At 62.1% G+C, this 15,964-nt stretch carries 17 protein-coding genes; 11 read left to right on the plus strand and 6 right to left on the minus strand.

The annotated features are described in order from the left end of the window. Positions 1-42: 42 nt before the first annotated feature. Positions 43-1,065 (minus strand): aldo/keto reductase, encoded by a 1,023-nt coding sequence (locus tag M0D64_RS27045; protein WP_266259973.1) that lies wholly within the window; start codon positions 1,063-1,065, stop codon positions 43-45. Between the two features lie 96 nt (positions 1,066-1,161). Between M0D64_RS27045 and M0D64_RS27050 the strand changes: the two genes are divergently transcribed. Next, entirely contained in the window at positions 1,162-2,073 is a 912-nt protein-coding gene (locus tag M0D64_RS27050; protein WP_266259975.1) for a LysR substrate-binding domain-containing protein, read from the plus strand. Positions 2,074-2,158: 85 nt separating this feature from the next. Here M0D64_RS27050 and M0D64_RS27055 read toward each other — a convergent pair whose 3' ends face one another. Continuing rightward, entirely contained in the window at positions 2,159-2,491 is a 333-nt protein-coding gene (locus M0D64_RS27055; RefSeq protein WP_266259976.1) for a DUF2322 family protein, read from the minus strand. 219 nt (positions 2,492-2,710) lie between these two features. Here M0D64_RS27055 and M0D64_RS27060 point away from each other — a divergent pair, with 219 nt between their 5' ends. After that, entirely contained in the window at positions 2,711-3,172 is a 462-nt protein-coding gene (locus M0D64_RS27060; RefSeq protein WP_266259977.1) for a TerB family tellurite resistance protein, read from the plus strand. Here the strand turns inward: M0D64_RS27060 and M0D64_RS27065 are convergent. Next, entirely contained in the window at positions 3,145-4,026 is an 882-nt protein-coding gene (locus M0D64_RS27065; protein ID WP_054033580.1) for a LysR family transcriptional regulator, read from the minus strand. The genes M0D64_RS27060 and M0D64_RS27065 overlap by 28 nt on opposite strands. A 121-nt stretch (positions 4,027-4,147) precedes the next feature. On the opposite strand from M0D64_RS27065, the gene M0D64_RS27070 reads away from it, so the two are divergent. The 4 genes from M0D64_RS27070 (at position 4,148) to M0D64_RS27085 (ending at position 7,615) form a co-directional block, all read left to right on the plus strand. After that, positions 4,148-4,897 (plus strand): TerC family protein, encoded by a 750-nt coding sequence (locus tag M0D64_RS27070; RefSeq protein WP_266259979.1) that lies wholly within the window; start codon positions 4,148-4,150, stop codon positions 4,895-4,897. A 46-nt stretch (positions 4,898-4,943) separates the two neighbouring features. Beyond that, positions 4,944-5,261 carry a zf-TFIIB domain-containing protein gene (locus tag M0D64_RS27075; protein ID WP_154559425.1) on the plus strand — a complete coding sequence of 106 codons (318 nt, stop codon included), beginning with the start codon at positions 4,944-4,946 and terminating at the stop codon, positions 5,259-5,261. A gap of 290 nt (positions 5,262-5,551) precedes the next feature. Continuing rightward, entirely contained in the window at positions 5,552-6,562 is a 1,011-nt protein-coding gene (locus M0D64_RS27080) for a beta-propeller fold lactonase family protein (RefSeq protein WP_323135785.1), read from the plus strand. 48 nt (positions 6,563-6,610) lie between these two features. After that, positions 6,611-7,615, plus strand: a complete 1,005-nt coding sequence (locus M0D64_RS27085) for a sterol desaturase family protein (RefSeq protein WP_154559427.1) — start codon at positions 6,611-6,613, stop codon at positions 7,613-7,615. A 25-nt stretch (positions 7,616-7,640) separates the two neighbouring features. Here M0D64_RS27085 and M0D64_RS27090 read toward each other — a convergent pair whose 3' ends face one another. Further along, positions 7,641-8,453: a DUF2182 domain-containing protein gene (locus tag M0D64_RS27090; RefSeq protein ID WP_266259987.1), complete on the minus strand. Its 813-nt coding sequence runs from the start codon at positions 8,451-8,453 to the stop codon at positions 7,641-7,643. A 41-nt stretch (positions 8,454-8,494) separates the two neighbouring features. Continuing rightward, complete coding sequence (locus M0D64_RS27095) at positions 8,495-9,268, minus strand: thioredoxin family protein (RefSeq protein ID WP_154559429.1); 774 nt, start codon at positions 9,266-9,268, stop codon at positions 8,495-8,497. 130 nt (positions 9,269-9,398) lie between these two features. On the opposite strand from M0D64_RS27095, the gene M0D64_RS27100 reads away from it, so the two are divergent. After that, positions 9,399-10,616 carry a helix-turn-helix domain-containing protein gene (locus M0D64_RS27100; protein ID WP_266259980.1) on the plus strand — a complete coding sequence of 406 codons (1,218 nt, stop codon included), beginning with the start codon at positions 9,399-9,401 and terminating at the stop codon, positions 10,614-10,616. A gap of 13 nt (positions 10,617-10,629) precedes the next feature. Continuing rightward, positions 10,630-11,298 carry a glutamine cyclotransferase gene (locus M0D64_RS27105; protein ID WP_154559431.1) on the plus strand — a complete coding sequence of 223 codons (669 nt, stop codon included), beginning with the start codon at positions 10,630-10,632 and terminating at the stop codon, positions 11,296-11,298. A 110-nt stretch (positions 11,299-11,408) separates the two neighbouring features. Here the strand turns inward: M0D64_RS27105 and M0D64_RS27110 are convergent, their stop codons facing one another. Next, complete coding sequence (locus tag M0D64_RS27110; protein ID WP_154559432.1) at positions 11,409-11,798, minus strand: hypothetical protein; 390 nt, start codon at positions 11,796-11,798, stop codon at positions 11,409-11,411. Between the two features lie 449 nt (positions 11,799-12,247). Between M0D64_RS27110 and oxlT the strand changes: the two genes are divergently transcribed. The 3 genes from oxlT to M0D64_RS27125 form a co-directional block, all read left to right on the plus strand. Beyond that, a complete protein-coding gene (gene oxlT / locus M0D64_RS27115; RefSeq protein WP_171928678.1) occupies positions 12,248-13,579 on the plus strand; it encodes an oxalate/formate MFS antiporter in 1,332 nt (443 codons plus the stop codon). Between the two features lie 63 nt (positions 13,580-13,642). Next, positions 13,643-15,385 carry an oxalyl-CoA decarboxylase gene (gene oxc, locus M0D64_RS27120; protein ID WP_266259981.1) on the plus strand — a complete coding sequence of 581 codons (1,743 nt, stop codon included), beginning with the start codon at positions 13,643-13,645 and terminating at the stop codon, positions 15,383-15,385. 26 nt (positions 15,386-15,411) lie between these two features. Further along, positions 15,412-15,964 (plus strand): CoA transferase (locus M0D64_RS27125; RefSeq protein WP_266259982.1); only part of this gene is annotated, 553 nt, incomplete at its 3' end.

The raw sequence follows: 15,964 nt of genomic DNA on the forward strand, positions 1-15,964 counted from the left end.
AACCGTGCGTGGCTCACCCGGTTTGCACGACCCGTCAACGCATCAGGCAGCGTGGCCCTTACTCCCCTGTTCGCTGTCGAGATGCGCCATTTGCGCCGCTGCATAACGTTCACCTGCGGCGGCCCCATGCGGCACTGCCTGCGCGATCGCAGCCAAATCCTCCACTGTGAGCGTCACATCAACCGCACCGAGTGCTTCGGCAAGGCGATCGCGCCGGCGCGCGCCTACGAGCGGCACGATATCGCTGCCTTGGGCCGCAACCCAGGCAATCGCGATCTGCGCAACCGAGACGCCTTTTGCATCGGCCACCTTACGCAACGCATCCACCAGCGCGAGATTGTGATCGACGTTGTCTTCCTGAAAACGCGGACTCATTGCGCGAAAATCGCCTTTCCCCGCGGAGTCCTTGCTCCAGTGGCCGCTGATCAAACCGCGGGATAGCACGCCATACGCCGTCACGCCGATCCCGAGTTCGCGGCACGTCGGCAGGATCTCGTCTTCAATGCCGCGTGAAATCAGCGAGTACTCGATTTGCAGGTCGCTCACCGGGTGCACCGCTGCCGCATGGCGAATGGTCGTCGCGCCCACTTCGGACAAGCCGACGTGCCGCACATAGCCGGCTTTGATCATGTCGGCAATCGCCCCGACCGTGTCTTCGATAGGCACGTTGGGATCGAGCCGCGCAGGGCGGTAGATGTCGATATGATCGACGCCCAGCCGCTGCAGAGAGTAGGCAAGAAAGTTTTTGACCGCCGCGGGACGCGCATCGTAGAGCGACCAGCCACCTGCGGGGTCACGCATGGCGCCGAATTTCACGCTGATGATCGCCGCGTCTCGGCGTGACGGCGGCGCGCTTTTCAGGGCCTCGCCGATCAGGATTTCGTTGTGGCCGGAGCCGTAGAAATCGCCGGTATCGAGCAGCGTGATGCCGGCTTCGAGCGCGGCGTGGATCGTAGCAATGCTTTCAGCGCGGTCAGAGGGACCGTACATGCCTGACATCCCCATGCAGCCAAGACCGATGGCGGAGCTTTGCGGACCCGTCTTACCCAGTTGAAGTTGCTTCATGATGTTCCTCGTTAGGCGCTTGGGCTGAAGTATCGGCCGATTTCCTGCGTGCGATAATCCACCTCAATCTGGACGACCCGTGCGGAAAAGCGAACAATGCAGGAACCCGACCTGTCCGATTTGAAAGCATTCGTCGCCGTCACACGGGCACGCGGGTTCCGCCATGCCGCACTGACGGGCGGCGTGTCAGCCTCATCGCTTAGCGAAGCGGTTCGACGGCTCGAACAGCAGCTCGGCGTCAGGCTGCTCAACCGCACGACGCGCAGCGTCACGCCAACTGAAGCCGGGCAGCGCCTTTTCGAACGGCTCGCGCCGGCCTTCGGGGAAATCACCATCGCGCTGGATGCGGTGAACCTCTTTCGCGAGAGTCCCACTGGAACACTGAGATTAAACGTTCCGTCGATCGCGGCAAGAGAAATTCTGCCTACGCTTCTTTCCCGCTTCCTCGCCGCTCATCCGGGTATCACCGTGGACGTCGGCACCAACGACACGTTCATCGATATCCTCGCGGCGGGCTTCGATGCCGGCATCCGCTACGACGAACGCCTCGAGCGCGACATGATCGCCGTGCCGATCGGCCCGCGCGTTCAACATTTCGTCGCGGCGGCCGCGCCGTCCTACCTCGCGGCCCGCGGCATACCGCAACATCCGGGCGAACTGTTGAACCACGCGTGTATCGGACACCGCTTCGACAGCGGCGTGCTCGCGACATGGGAATTCAAGCGAGGCGACGACGTCGTGCGGATCGAGCCAAACGGACCGATGATCGCCTCCGTGATCGAACTGGAACGAGGCGCGGCCATCGCGGGACTGGGAATCGTCTATTCGTTCGATGAATTTCTGCGGCCGGCAATAGAGCAAGGCGCGCTCGTACCTGTGCTCGGCGAGTGGTGTCAAACCTTCACTGGACCGTTTCTGTACTACCCGAGCCGGACGCATATGCCGGCTCCGCTCAGGGCGTTCGTCGACTTTATTCTTGCCGCTGAAGAGTCAGGTAGTCATCCGTAGGCAGGGACGCCACGGTCAACCGGTATGGGTTACGGCGCGGACCGATATCACGCGATCCACGCCGCGCCGTGTAACGACGGCGCGCTCAGGCCGCTGCGACAACATCGATGCGCAACGCTTCCCCACCGGCCACAATCGAGAGCAGATGGTCGACGTTCGGGTGTGCACCCGGACGGTTGCGCGCGTCAACCGTATGCTCGGCGAACACCGCGAGGCCGTGTTCGGCTGCCTTGGCGTCCAGCGTGCCGAAGGCCTGCTGCAGATAGTTGTACACCGCGAGCGAACCCTGTTTGCCCGGCTTGTTCTCGATGCTGGCCACCACGGCGCCCTTGCCGTCGAGCAGATCGATACGTTCGATACCGTCGATGGCCGGCAGTTGGGCGAGGTTGTCTTTGAACACGTTGCTCGGTTGAATCACTGAAAACACTCCTTCTATTCGGAAAAATACGGCGAGCCGTATCTTATCCGATAGGGTGTTTTGCATCGCGCTGAACGGCGAGGCTTCGTTCAGTCTGCTGCGGAAGCTTCGGTTTTTCCGAACCTTCGCTCCCGCATTAGCAGATTTATCCGCTCCCTAATCTGACGCAGACTGAGGCTCATCACCACTGCGGACATTGTCCGCGCCAGGAGCCCAAACATGCGAACCTATCCGCGCAACAGTCCTCAAGCCGCCGCACGTATCGTCGCGCTGGCCCTTACTTCCGACGGCCACGTCAGCAGCTCGGAAGAGCTCGCCCTCGAAAACCTGGATATAGCGGGCCAACTTGGCCTCGCACCAGAGCAATTCGCGCAGACCGTGCAAACGCTGTGCGAGGACCAGTCGGTCGCGAACACGCCATTCGCGCCGCCGGTCGGCCAGCTTGGCGCTGCCTTGCTCACCACGTTGTTAGATGAGATCGACGACCCCGCGCTGCGTCGCAAGGTGATGCGCCTGTGTATCGCCGTCGCGATCGCGGACAACTATCTGGCGGATGGCGAAATTGCCTTGCTGGCCGCTGTGTTCAATGCGTGGGGGCCCAAGCCAATCCAGGTGGCGAGCCGGCACATCCCGTTGCCGGACGCGCCGTACACTCACGCACGCCCGGCAGCGACCACCTGAGAAGCGAGCGCATGATGTTGCCCGCGTCGCGAGCGGATCGCGTGGATTTCTTCGACCACGCCTTCCGCTCGACCGAGCCAGCGCAGTCCGCGCAGCAGCGCCACGTCCCCCGCGCCCAGTTCCGCGAGCGGAAACACGCCGAGACCGCGCGCCGCGAACACCGCCATCAGCGCGCTGTCTTCGAACTCCCCGACAATCCGTGGCCGGATTCCTTCGGTTTCGAACCATCGGTCGAGCCGCGCGCGCAACGCGCCGTGCCCGGTGGGCAGGAGCACAGGCAGCTCGGCCAGGCATTGCGGAAAGCCGGTGCGGGCGGACTTGCGGATGATCTCCGCGGGGCCATACCAGTCGACGGGCGAACCGACGAGGCGCTGGCTCACGACGCGCAGATCCGCATTGTGCGGCGCAGGCTGGCACGCCAGCACGAGATCGAGCCGATGGAGCGCAAGCTCCGACAGCAACTGCGCATGCTCGCCCTCGTGACAGAGCAGCCTGAGCGACGGCGTTTCAAGCACCGGCGCGAGCAGCGCGTGCGCGGCCAGCTTTGAGATGCCGTCGGAAAGACCTACTGCAAGCCGGGCAACACGTTCACCGCCCGCCTCGCGCATCTCGTCGAGTAACGCCTCGCCGATCTGAAAAATCTGTTCCGCGCGATTGAAGGCCGTCTCACCGGCTTCAGTCATCGTGACGCCGCGCCCTGCCGGTTTCAGCAATTGGCGCCCGATCGATTTTTCCAGCTCACGCACCTGCGCGCTGATCGTCTGAACCGCCATGTCGAGACGCTCGGCCGCACGCGCGAAGCCGCCCTCTTTCACGACGATCCAGAAATAGTAGAGATGGCGATAGTTGAGCATGCTGGAGACACTTCGAAAAAAACGATATGTCGCTCAGATTATCACTGATTTATCCGAACCATGAAGACGGCGATGATGACGGCATACCGACGTTGCCTGTCACCCTTTGCTTACGGACCCCATGGACTCTTTACTCATACTCGCTGCCGACCCCGCCGCATGGGCTGCGCTTCTCACGCTGGTCGTGATGGAAATCGTGCTCGGCATCGACAATCTGATCTTCATCTCGATCCTCACCAACAAGCTGCCGGAAGCACAGCGCGCTCGCGTGCAGCGCATGGGCATCATGCTTGCGCTCGTGCTGCGGCTCGCCCTGCTCGGCACGGTCGCGTGGATTGCGCAACTGACCGCGCCCGCCGTGACGCTGTTCGGCCACGCGTTTTCATGGCGCGATCTGATCCTGCTCGGCGGCGGCCTGTTCCTCGTCTGGAAGGCGACAAGCGAAATTCGCCACCACGTCGTTCATGCGGAAGAAGTACGCGACAGGGCGAGCACGACCGTGCAGTTGACCGCTATGGCTGCGATTGGACAGATCCTGGTGCTCGATATCGTGTTTTCGGTCGACAGCATCATCACTGCGGTCGGGATGACCGAGCACATGCCGATCATGTTCGTTGCTGTGATTGCTGCAGTCACGGTGATGCTGTTCGCCGCCAACCCGCTGTCGCGCTTTATCGATCGTAATCCGACCATCGTCATGCTCGCGCTCGGTTTCCTGCTCGTGATCGGCATGACGCTCATCGCAGAAGGTTTTGGCTCACACGTGCCGAAGGCTTACATCTACGCGGCTATGGCGTTCTCCGCCTTTGTCGAGGCACTGAACATGCTCGTGCGCCGGGCGAATTCGAAGCGGATGGTTAGCGCGGAGTAATGAGCGCTCGATGAGTTCTTTTACCCTTTAGTTTAGGAGCGACGAAATGAAATGCCCCGTTTGCAAGACCACTGACTTGCTGATGACCGAGCGACGCTCGATCGAAATCGACTACTGCCCGGTCTGCCGGGGTATATGGCTCGATCGCGGCGAACTCGACAAGCTGATTGCGCAGGACGCCGGGAGCGATGACGCGCAGACTAACGCTACCGCACGCACAAGTCGGGACAGCCATTCGGATCGAGATCGGGAACGGCATCGCGACCATGCGTACGACAACAACCGCACGTATGACAATCACCGGACGGATTATCGGGGACACAAGAAGAAGCGCTCGCTTTTCGACATGTTCGATTTCGATTGAAAGTGTCCGCGAGCAGAAGAACCAGGCAGCAGTTATCAGATCGGAGGCGCGCGCTGTTGTCAGCCGCGCCTTTTCATTTTCCCCTCTGACGTTGCCTCAGCCAGCGTCGAACCCTTCATACAAATAACAACGCGCCGCGTGTCATCGACAGAGCGAAGTGGCGCGTTAAGCCGTTAACGGTTTGACTGCGGATTTGAGCGCGGCTTAGGCACGATCCACGCGCGCTGAATCCCCTGCGCCCGCCGCCATGATGTTCCCCCAAATTGTTTTCCTGCCTGTCTATCGTTCAGATGCCACTTTCTATCGTTTCGATTACAAAGACCGGCGTGCTTGCTGCGCTGACGTATTGCACGCTAACCATGGCGATGCCGGCGCAGGCAGCCGACAACGTGATCGTGCTCGACTCCGGCGAAGCCAAACTGACGCTGATCGATCCCGCCACGCATAAGGTGATCGGCACGGAGCCGACCGGTAAGGAACCGCACCATCTGATGATCACGCCCGATGGGCATTCGCTCATCGTCGCGGATTCGATCTCGAACGATCTGATGTTTCTCGATCCACACACCGGCCGTGTGCAGCGCAAGGTCGACGATATTGAAGATCCCTATCAGCTCGGTTTCTCGCCCGATCACAAATGGTTCGTGACGGCAGGTCTGCGACTAGATCGCGTCGACGTGTATCACTACGACGGCCAGAACATGACGCTCGCCAAACGCGTCCCGCTCTCGAAGACGCCGAGCCACATGACGTTCTCGTCCGACAGCAAGACCGTGTTCGTCACACTGCAAGACACCGGCGAAGTGGCCGCGATCGATCTGGCGACGCAGACGGTGCTCTGGAAACTGCATGTAGGCAATACACCCGCCGGCCTCTGGATGACACCAGGCGACCGCTATCTGTTGATCGGTATGACGGGCGAAGACGATGTGGCCGTGGTCGACTGGCACAAACAGCAAGTCGTGAAAAGAATCCAGACAGGGCGCGGCGCGCACAACTTCCGCAATCTCGACGACGGCCAGCACATAGCGCTCACGAACCGCGTGGAAAGCACGATCAGCATTCTCGATTACAACACGCTGACGAAGACCGCCGACATCACCGGACTCATGCCCGGCCCTGACGACATGGAACTGTCGGCGGATCACCGCTACCTGTGGGTCACATTCCGTTTTTCGCGGCATGTCGGCATCATTGATCTGACAACGCATAAACTTATCGACACGATCGCGGTCGGACGTTCACCGCATGGTTTGTATTTCGCCAACCGTGCGCCCGTGTATGCGCCCAATCCAGACTGAACAGGCTTTCGTTTTGATGACAGCACCCGCAATTTCAAGAGGTTTTTGATGATTCACGAAATCCTCGCCCTACTCGACAACGGCATCTCGACGTTGCAGACGCTCCTGTACGTCGACGTGGTGCAGCCGTTTTTCTATCGCTTCGGCCTGATGGGATACGACGAGGACACTTACGATGCACTCTATTGGGTCATCGTCGGCGTGCTGGAAATCCTGGTCACGTATATCGCCTTGCGGCCGCTGGAAGCGCTGCGGCCCGTCGAGGCGTGGTCCGATCGAAAAGCGCTGCGCGCCGATGTGATCTACACGTGGATCGCCAAGCTCGGCATCATCAATATCGCGTTCTTCTTCATGCTGCAGCCGGTGTTCAATCACTGGCAGAGTCTGATGGCGATCTACAACGTGCCGAACATCGACATCGACGGACTGTGGCCGGGCGTCACCGATCAGCCGGTCGTGTCGTTCCTCATCTACCTGATCGTGCTCGATTTCTTCGGGTACTGGTATCACCGCTGGCAGCATCGCTTCGGCGTGTGGTGGGAACTGCACGCGGTGCACCACAGCCAGCAGCAGATGTCGTTGTGGGCCGACGACCGCAATCACTTTCTCGACGACATCATTCAGGCCGCGTTCTTCGCTGCGATTTCGCTGTTCATCGGTGTGCAGCCGACGCAGTTCGTCGTGCTGGTTGCGGTCGGCAACTTCATGCAGAGCGTGCAGCACGTGAACGCGCGCTTGCCGTATGGATGGTTGCTCGAACGCGTGATCGTGAGCCCGATTTTTCATCGGCGTCATCACGCAATTGGCTACGGCCATGAAGGCACGCGCTACGGCTGTAACTTCGGCGTGCTGTTTCCGTGGTGGGACATGATGTTCAGGACCGCGTCGTGGGACCGCACCGTCGAACCGACCGGCATTCGTGACCAGTTGCCCGTGCCGCACGGCGCAGCGCGTTCCTATGGCGACGGGTTGATCGCACAGCAATGGCGCGCGTTTGGACGTATCGCGATGCGTCTGCGGGGACAACGCAATTACGGTGGCGTGACGGACTGATTGTCATCGTCAAGGGGCGGGTGACTCATCCCAAGCCCACGGCTCGTGCTATCAGGAACACGCCTGCGCCGACGATACCGACCCCAATCACGCGCGCCGCCCGCTCACCACGCGGTGCAAGACGTTCAACGGTGATGGCCGCCGTCACAGCAGCCATCACACGCAAATCCATGACCCCGGCAACGAGCAGGACCGTCGTCAGGCCGGCACAGCAGTAGCTGCAGTGGAGGCCGAGACGCAGACCGTGGCGCCATGCCGTGGTGGCGTCGGCGGGCAATGCGGACGACATGAGGCAGCGCCTTGGTGTCTCGCGACAGCAGGCAAGGCGCCGGGTCTTCCACGCAGTGAACTGCAGCGCCCCGGCGATCAGCACAATCACACCCATTGCGAACGGAACGGCGCGCGCCAGCGCCGGCTGTTGCATCTCGAGCGCCGCCAGCGCAACGCCGAGCGGAAATGCGGCCACGCCGAACGCCGTCCACACGAAGAAGTACCCCACGCCCACCACCACCGTCAGCCAGCCCAGACCCGTTACGCCTGCCCCGCCGACGGCCTCGCGGTAGCGCCACAGCATGGGGACGAGAGATGGCAGCATCATCGCGACCATCATCACCACCCACATGCCGAGGAACGACGCGGCGAGGTCTGGCCACGTTTGTCCGCACATCGGCATCCACGCCGCCGACATCGTCCAGCCGCCGGGCATCGGCATCTCGCCCATCGCCGACATGGACGCGGCGCCGGCGATCGTCACCGCCGTGCTGACGGTGAAGAGTAACGCCGAGACGCCGAAGAAAGCCCGCTGCGAAACTCGCGCTTCGATCGCACGTCCCGACATTTCGCAGCCCCCGGTTGCGCTAACGTGTTCCATCGCCCGGCTCAGCGCGTCGTCTCGTACTCGTCGTGACGCTTCCACCAGACGCCCGTCTCGTTGCGCCCCTTGGGCGCGCGGTCGAGCAACTGGTACATGCCCCAGATGCCGTCCACGCCGCGCGCATAGGTGGAATACGTGTGATAGACGACGCCGTCCTCGAGTACGAACGCGCTCAAGCCCGGCCTGTCGCGCGTGTACGTCGCCGCGTCGGTTCCGCACGTGGCCGCGAACTGGGCGACGGGCTCCGGGACGACCTGCGTTTCGTCCATCGCGTGGCCGCCGCGCTCGTAGTTGTATTCGATGCTTCCTTCACGCTGCTGCGCCTCGGTGAACGCGATGTTGAAGTCAAAGTTGAAGTCGCTGCCAGCGGACGACGCCCAGGGGAACGTCCAGCCCATCCGGCGCTGGTACGTCTGCAGCTTCTCGAACGGCGCCCGCGACACCGCCGTCAGCGTGACGTCGTGATTTGCCAGATGAACGACGACGCCGTCGAACCCATCGGCGATCGATGAGCACGACGGGCACCCCGCCTTGTAGTCGGGTCCAAACATGAAGTGGTACACGAGAAGCTGCGAGCGTCCTTTGAAGAGATCCGCCAATGACGCCCTTCCGGCAGCGGTCTCGAATGTGTACGCCTTGTCGATTCGCACCCAGGGCAGTGCCTGCCGTTGCTGCACCAGCGCGTCGCTCTGCCGCGTGAGCGCCTTCTCTGCCTTGAGCAGATCGAGCCGCGCCGCCAGCCACTGGTCACGCGTCCCGGTTGTATGTGTCGTGGTCATGATTCCCTCCTTGGGAGTCCTTCGTCGTTCGTTCAGTTGTCGAGACGACGAACTGGTTGGTGGTCGTGCTAGATTAGCCACGGGCACCCGAACGGTGGGAGTGACAAGTGTGGCGGGATTCGGATAGACCATGGACTCGCTAGTGACGGCCGCGGCGCGTGCGCTCGCGGCGGGCGACCCGCTCGGCGCACTGAACCGGGTCGCCTTGCGCGACGACGCACCTGCGCTCGCGCTGCGAGGCATCGCGATGGCGCAGCTCGGCGATCTCGTTCGGGCGAAAGCGCTGGTGCGCAGTGCGGCGCGCGCCTTCGGCCCGAAAGCGCCAGTGGCCCGAGCACGGTGCGTGGTCGCCGAGGCCGAAATCGCGCTCGCCTCGCGCGATCTGGGCTGGCCCGCGAAGGCGCTCGACGCCGCTCGGGCGACGCTCGAAGCCCACGGCGACCGGCTGAACGCCGCGCATGCGCGGTATCTCGAAGTCCGGCGCCTCCTCCTGATCGGGCGCCTCGACGAGGCCGAGCGCCTGCTCGCCCACCTCGATCCCACGCCCTTCCCGCCCGCGCTGCGTGCCGCCCACGAGCTGGTCGTCGCGGGAATCGCGATGCGCCGCCTCCAGACGAAAACAGCGCGTGCTGCGCTCGCGAAAGCCGAGCAGGCCGCGCGTCACGCAGGTATCCCATCGCTGACGGCGGAGGTCGACAGCGCACGCCTACTGCTGGACACGCCCGCGGCTCGTCTGATCGCACACGGCGAAGAGCGTTTGCTCGTGCTCGAGGAGATTGAGGCGTTACTGGCGTCGAAGGCGCTCGTGGTGGACGCGTGCCGTTATGTCGTGCGTGAAGCAAACATCGTGGTCCCGCTCGCGAGGCGTCCGGTGTTGTTCGCGCTCGCACGCGCACTGGCCGAAGCGTGGCCCGAAGACGTATCGAGGGACACACTCATCGCGCGCGCATTCCGGACGAGGCATGCCGATGAATCGCATCGCGCACGGCTGCGCGTCGAAGTCGGGCGGCTTCGCGCGTTGCTTGGGCCGCTGGCCGGCGTGAGCGCGACGAAGCGCGGTTTTGCGCTGGTGCCGCACGGCGCGCGCGAGGTCGTCGTGCTCGCGCGGCCGGTCGAAGAACCGCATGCGATGGTGCTCGCCTTCCTCGCCGACGGTGAGTCGTGGTCGAGCTCGGCGCTCGCGATTGCACTGGATGCCAGTCAGCGCACCATGCAGCGGGCGCTCGATTCGCTGGCGGCAGCCGGCAAGGTGCAGTCGTTCGGCCGCGGGCGCGCGCGACGCTGGATGACGCCGCCCATGCCCGGATTCACGACGACTTTGTTACTCCCCGCTCCCCCTACCGAGTGATTAGGATGAAAACATGAACAAATCAGCCGCCAAAATCGTCCGTGAATATGGGCCCTTTCCGGGTGTCAGCCAGGTGGGGGGCGTCACCTATGACGGTCAGCATGTCTGGATTGCCGCCGGAGACAAGCTGAACGCCTTTGATCCGGTGAGCGGAGAAACGCTGCGCTCGTTCGACGTCGCAGCGCAGGCAGGCACGGCCTTCGACGGCCAGCACCTGTTTCAGATCGCCGACGACCTCATCCAGAAGATCGATCCGGATACCGGCCGCGTGCTCGCCACCATTCCCGCACCCGGCGGCGGGGGCAACTCGGGGCTCGCGTGGGCCGAAGGAATGCTCTGGGTGGGGCGGTATAAGGACCGGAAGATCCACCAGGTCGATCCCCAAACCGGGGCGATTCTGCGCACTATCCAGTCCAACCGCTTCGTCACCGGCGTCACCTGGAGCAACGGAGAGCTCTGGCACGGCACCTGGGAAGATGAAGCGAGCGAGTTGAGGCGAGTCGATCCTGGTACGGGAGAAGTGCTGGAGAGCCTGGAGATGCCGCCCGGCCTGATCGTGTCGGGACTGGAAGCCGATGGCGGCGATCTGTTCTTCTGCGGCGGCGGAAACAGCGGGAAGGTGCGAGCCGTACGCCGGCCCGCACGAGACGCCGCGGTCCCCGTCGAGTCTGCGAGCGAGTAATTTACCGCCTGACGACGGATTTGATGCAACGCCCGGATCGACTCAACAAACAACAAACAACAAACGTCGTCGATCCAGGGCTCCCGCCAGCAGAAATTCGTCTGCCACGTCTAAACACCAACCAGCGCCGGCAGCTCCACCTCGTACGACAAGCGCTCGCGCCAACTGCTCATCTGCGGCTGACCTACCGCCTGGGTCACATGCGGCGCGCTTTCGACGCGCATCGATACGCACGCTGGATAGCGCGCTTTTTTCTTCTCGAGGATGGCCCGGCTCAGAAACCCGGCGCTATACGCTTTCAGCAAGTGCGCGTGATGTGCTTCGATGTACGCGGCAATCTGCGCCTCTTCATCGTCGATCATGGCTAGCAACGCCAGCGTGCGCGCATCCCAACGGAAGCGCAGGCCGAGTTCTTCGAAAGCGCTGTTATAGGCGCACAGTTGCGCCTCTACTTCCGCATCGTGCGCGCTGTCGCGGGCGTCGAACTGGGACGGGTTCATGGTCGTCTCCTTCAGGCAAATTGACATGACCAAGAATAGGAGCACACATAGATAAACAACAGTTAAAGTTACTTCGAAAAACTATAACGTTTTGTTTATATGCCCGTTCCCCTGCCGACGACATCGACGACGTCAGAATACCTGGACAGCTCCTGACCCCGCAGTCAGAACAGGCAAACCCATCCATTAGGTATGCCTAATGCAAACCATAAAATGTTTTAACTTTTACTTATCGCTGTTCGCGCGCAGCATCCTTTAGACGCGCTTCACGCGAAACGCCTTTTACCCAGTTGTTGTGAGATCGACGGGCAAGGGTTTTCGTCAGTGCAATTCCCTCTGGCCGACCACTGGCGCTTGATTGCCCACAGACAAACCGGCGATGAAGCGATTCGATCACGTAGGTCCAACGCGCCGCTCGAGCGCGACGGAAGATACAGGAGACGAAGGACATGGGACATTCCAACGTATCCGGGACAGGCAGTACGCCGTTCCGGCAAAACCGCTGGGTCCAGCTAGCGATCGGCATCGTATGCATGGGGCTCGTCGCGAATCTGCAATATGCGTGGACGCTGTTCGTCGTTCCGATGGACAACGCCCACCACTGGGGCCAGGCAGCCATTCAGACCGCCTTCACGGTCTTCATCGTCACTGAAACCTGGCTCGTGCCTATCGAAGGCTGGCTCGTCGACAAGTTCGGGCCGCGCCCGGTTGTGATCGGCGGTTCGGTGTGCGCGGCGCTCGGCTGGATCATCGACGCGCATGCGAGCAGTCTCGTCGAGCTATACATCGCAGCCGTGATCGCCGGTATCGGCGCGGGTTGCGTATATGGCACCTGCGTCGGCACGGCACTCAAATGGTTTCCGGACAAACGCGGTCTCGCGGCCGGCCTGACCGCGGCAGGTTTCGGCGCCGGCGCGGCCATCACAGTGATTCCAATCGCCAACATGATCCAGCGCTCGGGTTACGAGCACACGTTCATGTTCTTCGGCATTTTCCAGGGCGTCTCTATTCTGCTGCTAGCCACCATGCTGGTACGGCCGAAACCTCCCGCATTCGCGGTCGCGGCCAAACGCGTGGTCGCAAGCAAGATCGACTACACGCCCGGCGAGATGATCCGTTCGCCGCTCTTCTGGGTGCTGTATCTGATGTTCGTGTTCGTCGCAGCCGGCGGCATTATCGCCACCGCACAGCTTGGGCCGATCGCGAAGGAATTCGGCTTTGCCAAGCTGCCGGTGAACCTGATGGGCATCACGCTGCCGCTGCTCACGATGACGCTGTCAATCGACAATTTCTGCAACGGTTTTACGCGTCCGTTGTGCGGGTTTCTGTCGGACCGCATCGGCCGCGAAAACACGATGTTCATGATCTTTCTCGGCGAGGGCGTCGCACTGCTGGGGCTCATGCAGTTCGGCCACAACCCGTACGCCTTCATGTTCTTCGCCGCCGCTGTGTTCCTGTGCTGGGGCGAGATCTTCTCGATCTTCCCGGCGACCTGCGCGGACACGTTCGGCAGCAAATACGCCGCGGCCAATGCCGGCACGCTTTATACCGCGAAGGGCACAGCGTCGATGCTGGTGCCGCTCGCCTCGGTGCTGTCGGCCAGCGGCGGGTGGAGCACCGTGTTCATCTCGGCGGCGGTGGTGTCGATCGCGGCAGCCGTATCCGCGAAATTCATCCTCGCCCCCATGAGAAAACGCTGGATCGAAAACTCAGGCGCGCCGGCTGGCGTAGTGATCGCTGAAGCGCGCCTGCAGCCGTCGCCCGGCGGCTCACCTGAATGAACAACAACGTGAGCTCGCCACTCACGACAAATCCATAACGTCCCGCGACCAAGGAGCAGCATCATGGCAGAAGCCGACCGGCAAACAGTAGAAGAGACTTCGACACAACAAGCGGCCGAGACGACCGACGGGTTTCATCTCGTCATCGACGCGCTGAAACTGAATGACATCAGCACCATCTTTGGACTGGTCGGCATCCCGATCACCGACCTCGCGCGGCTCGCACAAGCGGAAGGGATGCGTTTCATCGGTTTTCGTCATGAACAGCACGCGGGCAATGCAGCGGCCATTAGCGGTTTCATGACGCAGAAGCCGGGTATCTGCCTGACAGTGTCGGCGCCCGGCTTTCTGAATGGCCTGACCGCGCTCGCCAACGCGACCACCAACTGCTTCCCGATGATCCTGATCAGCGGCTCGAGCGAGCGTGAAATCGTCGATCTGCAGCAGGGCGATTACGAGGAAATGGATCAGTTGAATGCGGCCAAGCCGTATGCGAAGGCCGCGTATCGCGTGCTGCATGCGGAAGACATCGGCATCGGCGTGGCGCGTGCGATTCGTGCCGCGGTGTCGGGGCGTCCGGGTGGCGTTTATCTGGATTTGCCGGCCAAGCTGCTCGCGCAAACGCTGGACGCCGTGAAGGCGCAGCAATCGCTGGTCAAAGTGGTCGATGCCGCGCCGCGTCAGTTGCCAGCGCCGGAATCGGTCAAGCGTGCAATCGATGTGCTGAAGAGCGCCAAGCGTCCGCTGATCCTGCTCGGCAAGGGAGCGGCGTACGCGCAGGCTGACGCGGAAATCCGCGCGTTCGTCGAGCAAAGCGGCATTCCCTATCTGCCGATGTCGATGGCCAAGGGCCTGTTGCCCGATACGCACGAGCAATCGGCGTCGGCGGCACGCTCGTTCGTGCTGCAGGAAGCCGACGTGGTCGTGCTGATCGGCGCGCGTCTGAACTGGCTGCTCTCGCATGGCAAGGGCAAAACGTGGGGCGCGGAGCCGAAGAAGTTCGTCCAGGTCGATATTTCGCCGACCGAGATCGACAGCAACGTCGCGATTGCCGCGCCGGTCATCGGCGATATCGGCTCGTGCGTGGCGGCATTGCGCGCCGGCCTCGATGCGGGATTCGCGAAGCCGAGCGCTGAGTGGATCGGCGCGATCGCCGAGCGCAAGAGCAAGAACCTCGCAAAGATGGCCGCCACGCTCGACAAGAACCCGTCGCCGATGAATTTCCACAGTGCGTTGCGCGCAATCCGCGACGTGCTGAAGACACGCCCGGACATCAACGTCGTCAACGAAGGCGCGAACACGCTCGACTACGCGCGCAGCATCATCGACATGTACGAGCCGCGCAAGCGCTTCGATTCCGGCACGTGGGGAATCATGGGCATCGGCATGGGCTTCGCGATCGGCGCGGCGGTGACGAGCGGCAAACCGGTTGTCGCGATCGAAGGTGACAGCGCGTTCGGCTTCAGCGGCATGGAACTCGAAACCATCTGCCGTTACGACCTGCCGGTTTGCACGATCGTCTTCAACAACAACGGCGTGTATCGCGGCACCGACGTGAACCCGACGGGCGGCAAGGACGTCGCGCCGACCGTGTTCGTGAAGGGCGCGCGCTACGACAAGATGATCGAGGCATTCGGCGGTGTCGGCTACAACGCGACCACACCGGAAGAACTGACGAAGGCGCTGCTTGAATCGATTGCGTCAGGCAAGCCGACCTTGATCAATGCCGTCATCGACGAAGCGGCGGGCACCGAAAGCGGCCGCCTGACCAATCTGAATCCGCAAAGCGCGGCAATGAAAAAGTGATCCAGCGTAACCACGGAGATAGCAAAGTGACCAAACCACTCGAAGGCATCAAGATCATCGACTTCACCCACGTTCAGGCCGGCCCTGCGTGCACCCAGTTGCTCGCCTGGTTCGGCGCCGATGTGATCAAGGTTGAAAGACCAGGTTCGGGCGACGTGACGCGCAACCAGTTGCGCGACATCCCCGACGCCGACGCGCTTTACTTCACGATGCTCAACAGCAACAAGAAGTCGCTCACGTTGGACACGAAAAAACCCGAAGGCAAGGAAGTACTGGAAAAGCTGATTCGCGAATCCGACGTGCTGGTCGAAAATTTTGGGCCGGGCGCGCTGGACCGGATGGGCTTTTCATGGGAACGCCTGAACGAACTCAATCCGAAGATGATCGTCGCTTCGGTGAAGGGCTTCAGCGACGGCCATCACTATGACGACCTGAAGGTCTACGAAAACGTCGCGCAATGCGCCGGCGGCGCGGCATCCACCACCGGCTTCTGGGACGGCCCGCCGACTATCAGCGCAGCGGCGCTCGGCGACAGCAACACCGGCATGCATCTGGCGATCGGCATTCTGACCGCACTGC

The sequence above is a fragment of the Paraburkholderia sp. WS6 genome (assembly GCF_030464835.1).
GTDB classification, from domain to species: domain Bacteria; phylum Pseudomonadota; class Gammaproteobacteria; order Burkholderiales; family Burkholderiaceae; genus Paraburkholderia; species Paraburkholderia madseniana.

Excerpts from the sequence above, each read along its gene's own strand:
- M0D64_RS27045 (WP_266259973.1), bottom strand. The coding sequence starts at position 1,065 with ATGAAGCAACTTCAACTGGGTAAGACGGGTCCGCAAAGCTCCGCCATC.
- M0D64_RS27050 (WP_266259975.1), top strand. The coding sequence starts at position 1,162 with ATGCAGGAACCCGACCTGTCCGATTTGAAAGCATTCGTCGCCGTCACA.
- M0D64_RS27060 (WP_266259977.1), top strand. The coding sequence starts at position 2,711 with ATGCGAACCTATCCGCGCAACAGTCCTCAAGCCGCCGCACGTATCGTC.
- M0D64_RS27065 (WP_054033580.1), bottom strand. The coding sequence starts at position 4,026 with ATGCTCAACTATCGCCATCTCTACTATTTCTGGATCGTCGTGAAAGAG.
- M0D64_RS27070 (WP_266259979.1), top strand. The coding sequence starts at position 4,148 with ATGGACTCTTTACTCATACTCGCTGCCGACCCCGCCGCATGGGCTGCG.
- M0D64_RS27075 (WP_154559425.1), top strand. The coding sequence starts at position 4,944 with ATGAAATGCCCCGTTTGCAAGACCACTGACTTGCTGATGACCGAGCGA.
- M0D64_RS27080 (WP_323135785.1), top strand. The coding sequence starts at position 5,552 with ATGCCACTTTCTATCGTTTCGATTACAAAGACCGGCGTGCTTGCTGCG.
- M0D64_RS27085 (WP_154559427.1), top strand. The coding sequence starts at position 6,611 with ATGATTCACGAAATCCTCGCCCTACTCGACAACGGCATCTCGACGTTG.
- M0D64_RS27090 (WP_266259987.1), bottom strand. The coding sequence starts at position 8,453 with ATGTCGGGACGTGCGATCGAAGCGCGAGTTTCGCAGCGGGCTTTCTTC.
- M0D64_RS27095 (WP_154559429.1), bottom strand. The coding sequence starts at position 9,268 with ATGACCACGACACATACAACCGGGACGCGTGACCAGTGGCTGGCGGCG.
- M0D64_RS27100 (WP_266259980.1), top strand. The coding sequence starts at position 9,399 with ATGGACTCGCTAGTGACGGCCGCGGCGCGTGCGCTCGCGGCGGGCGAC.
- M0D64_RS27105 (WP_154559431.1), top strand. The coding sequence starts at position 10,630 with ATGAACAAATCAGCCGCCAAAATCGTCCGTGAATATGGGCCCTTTCCG.
- M0D64_RS27110 (WP_154559432.1), bottom strand. The coding sequence starts at position 11,798 with ATGAACCCGTCCCAGTTCGACGCCCGCGACAGCGCGCACGATGCGGAA.
- oxlT (WP_171928678.1), top strand. The coding sequence starts at position 12,248 with ATGGGACATTCCAACGTATCCGGGACAGGCAGTACGCCGTTCCGGCAA.
- oxc (WP_266259981.1), top strand. The coding sequence starts at position 13,643 with ATGGCAGAAGCCGACCGGCAAACAGTAGAAGAGACTTCGACACAACAA.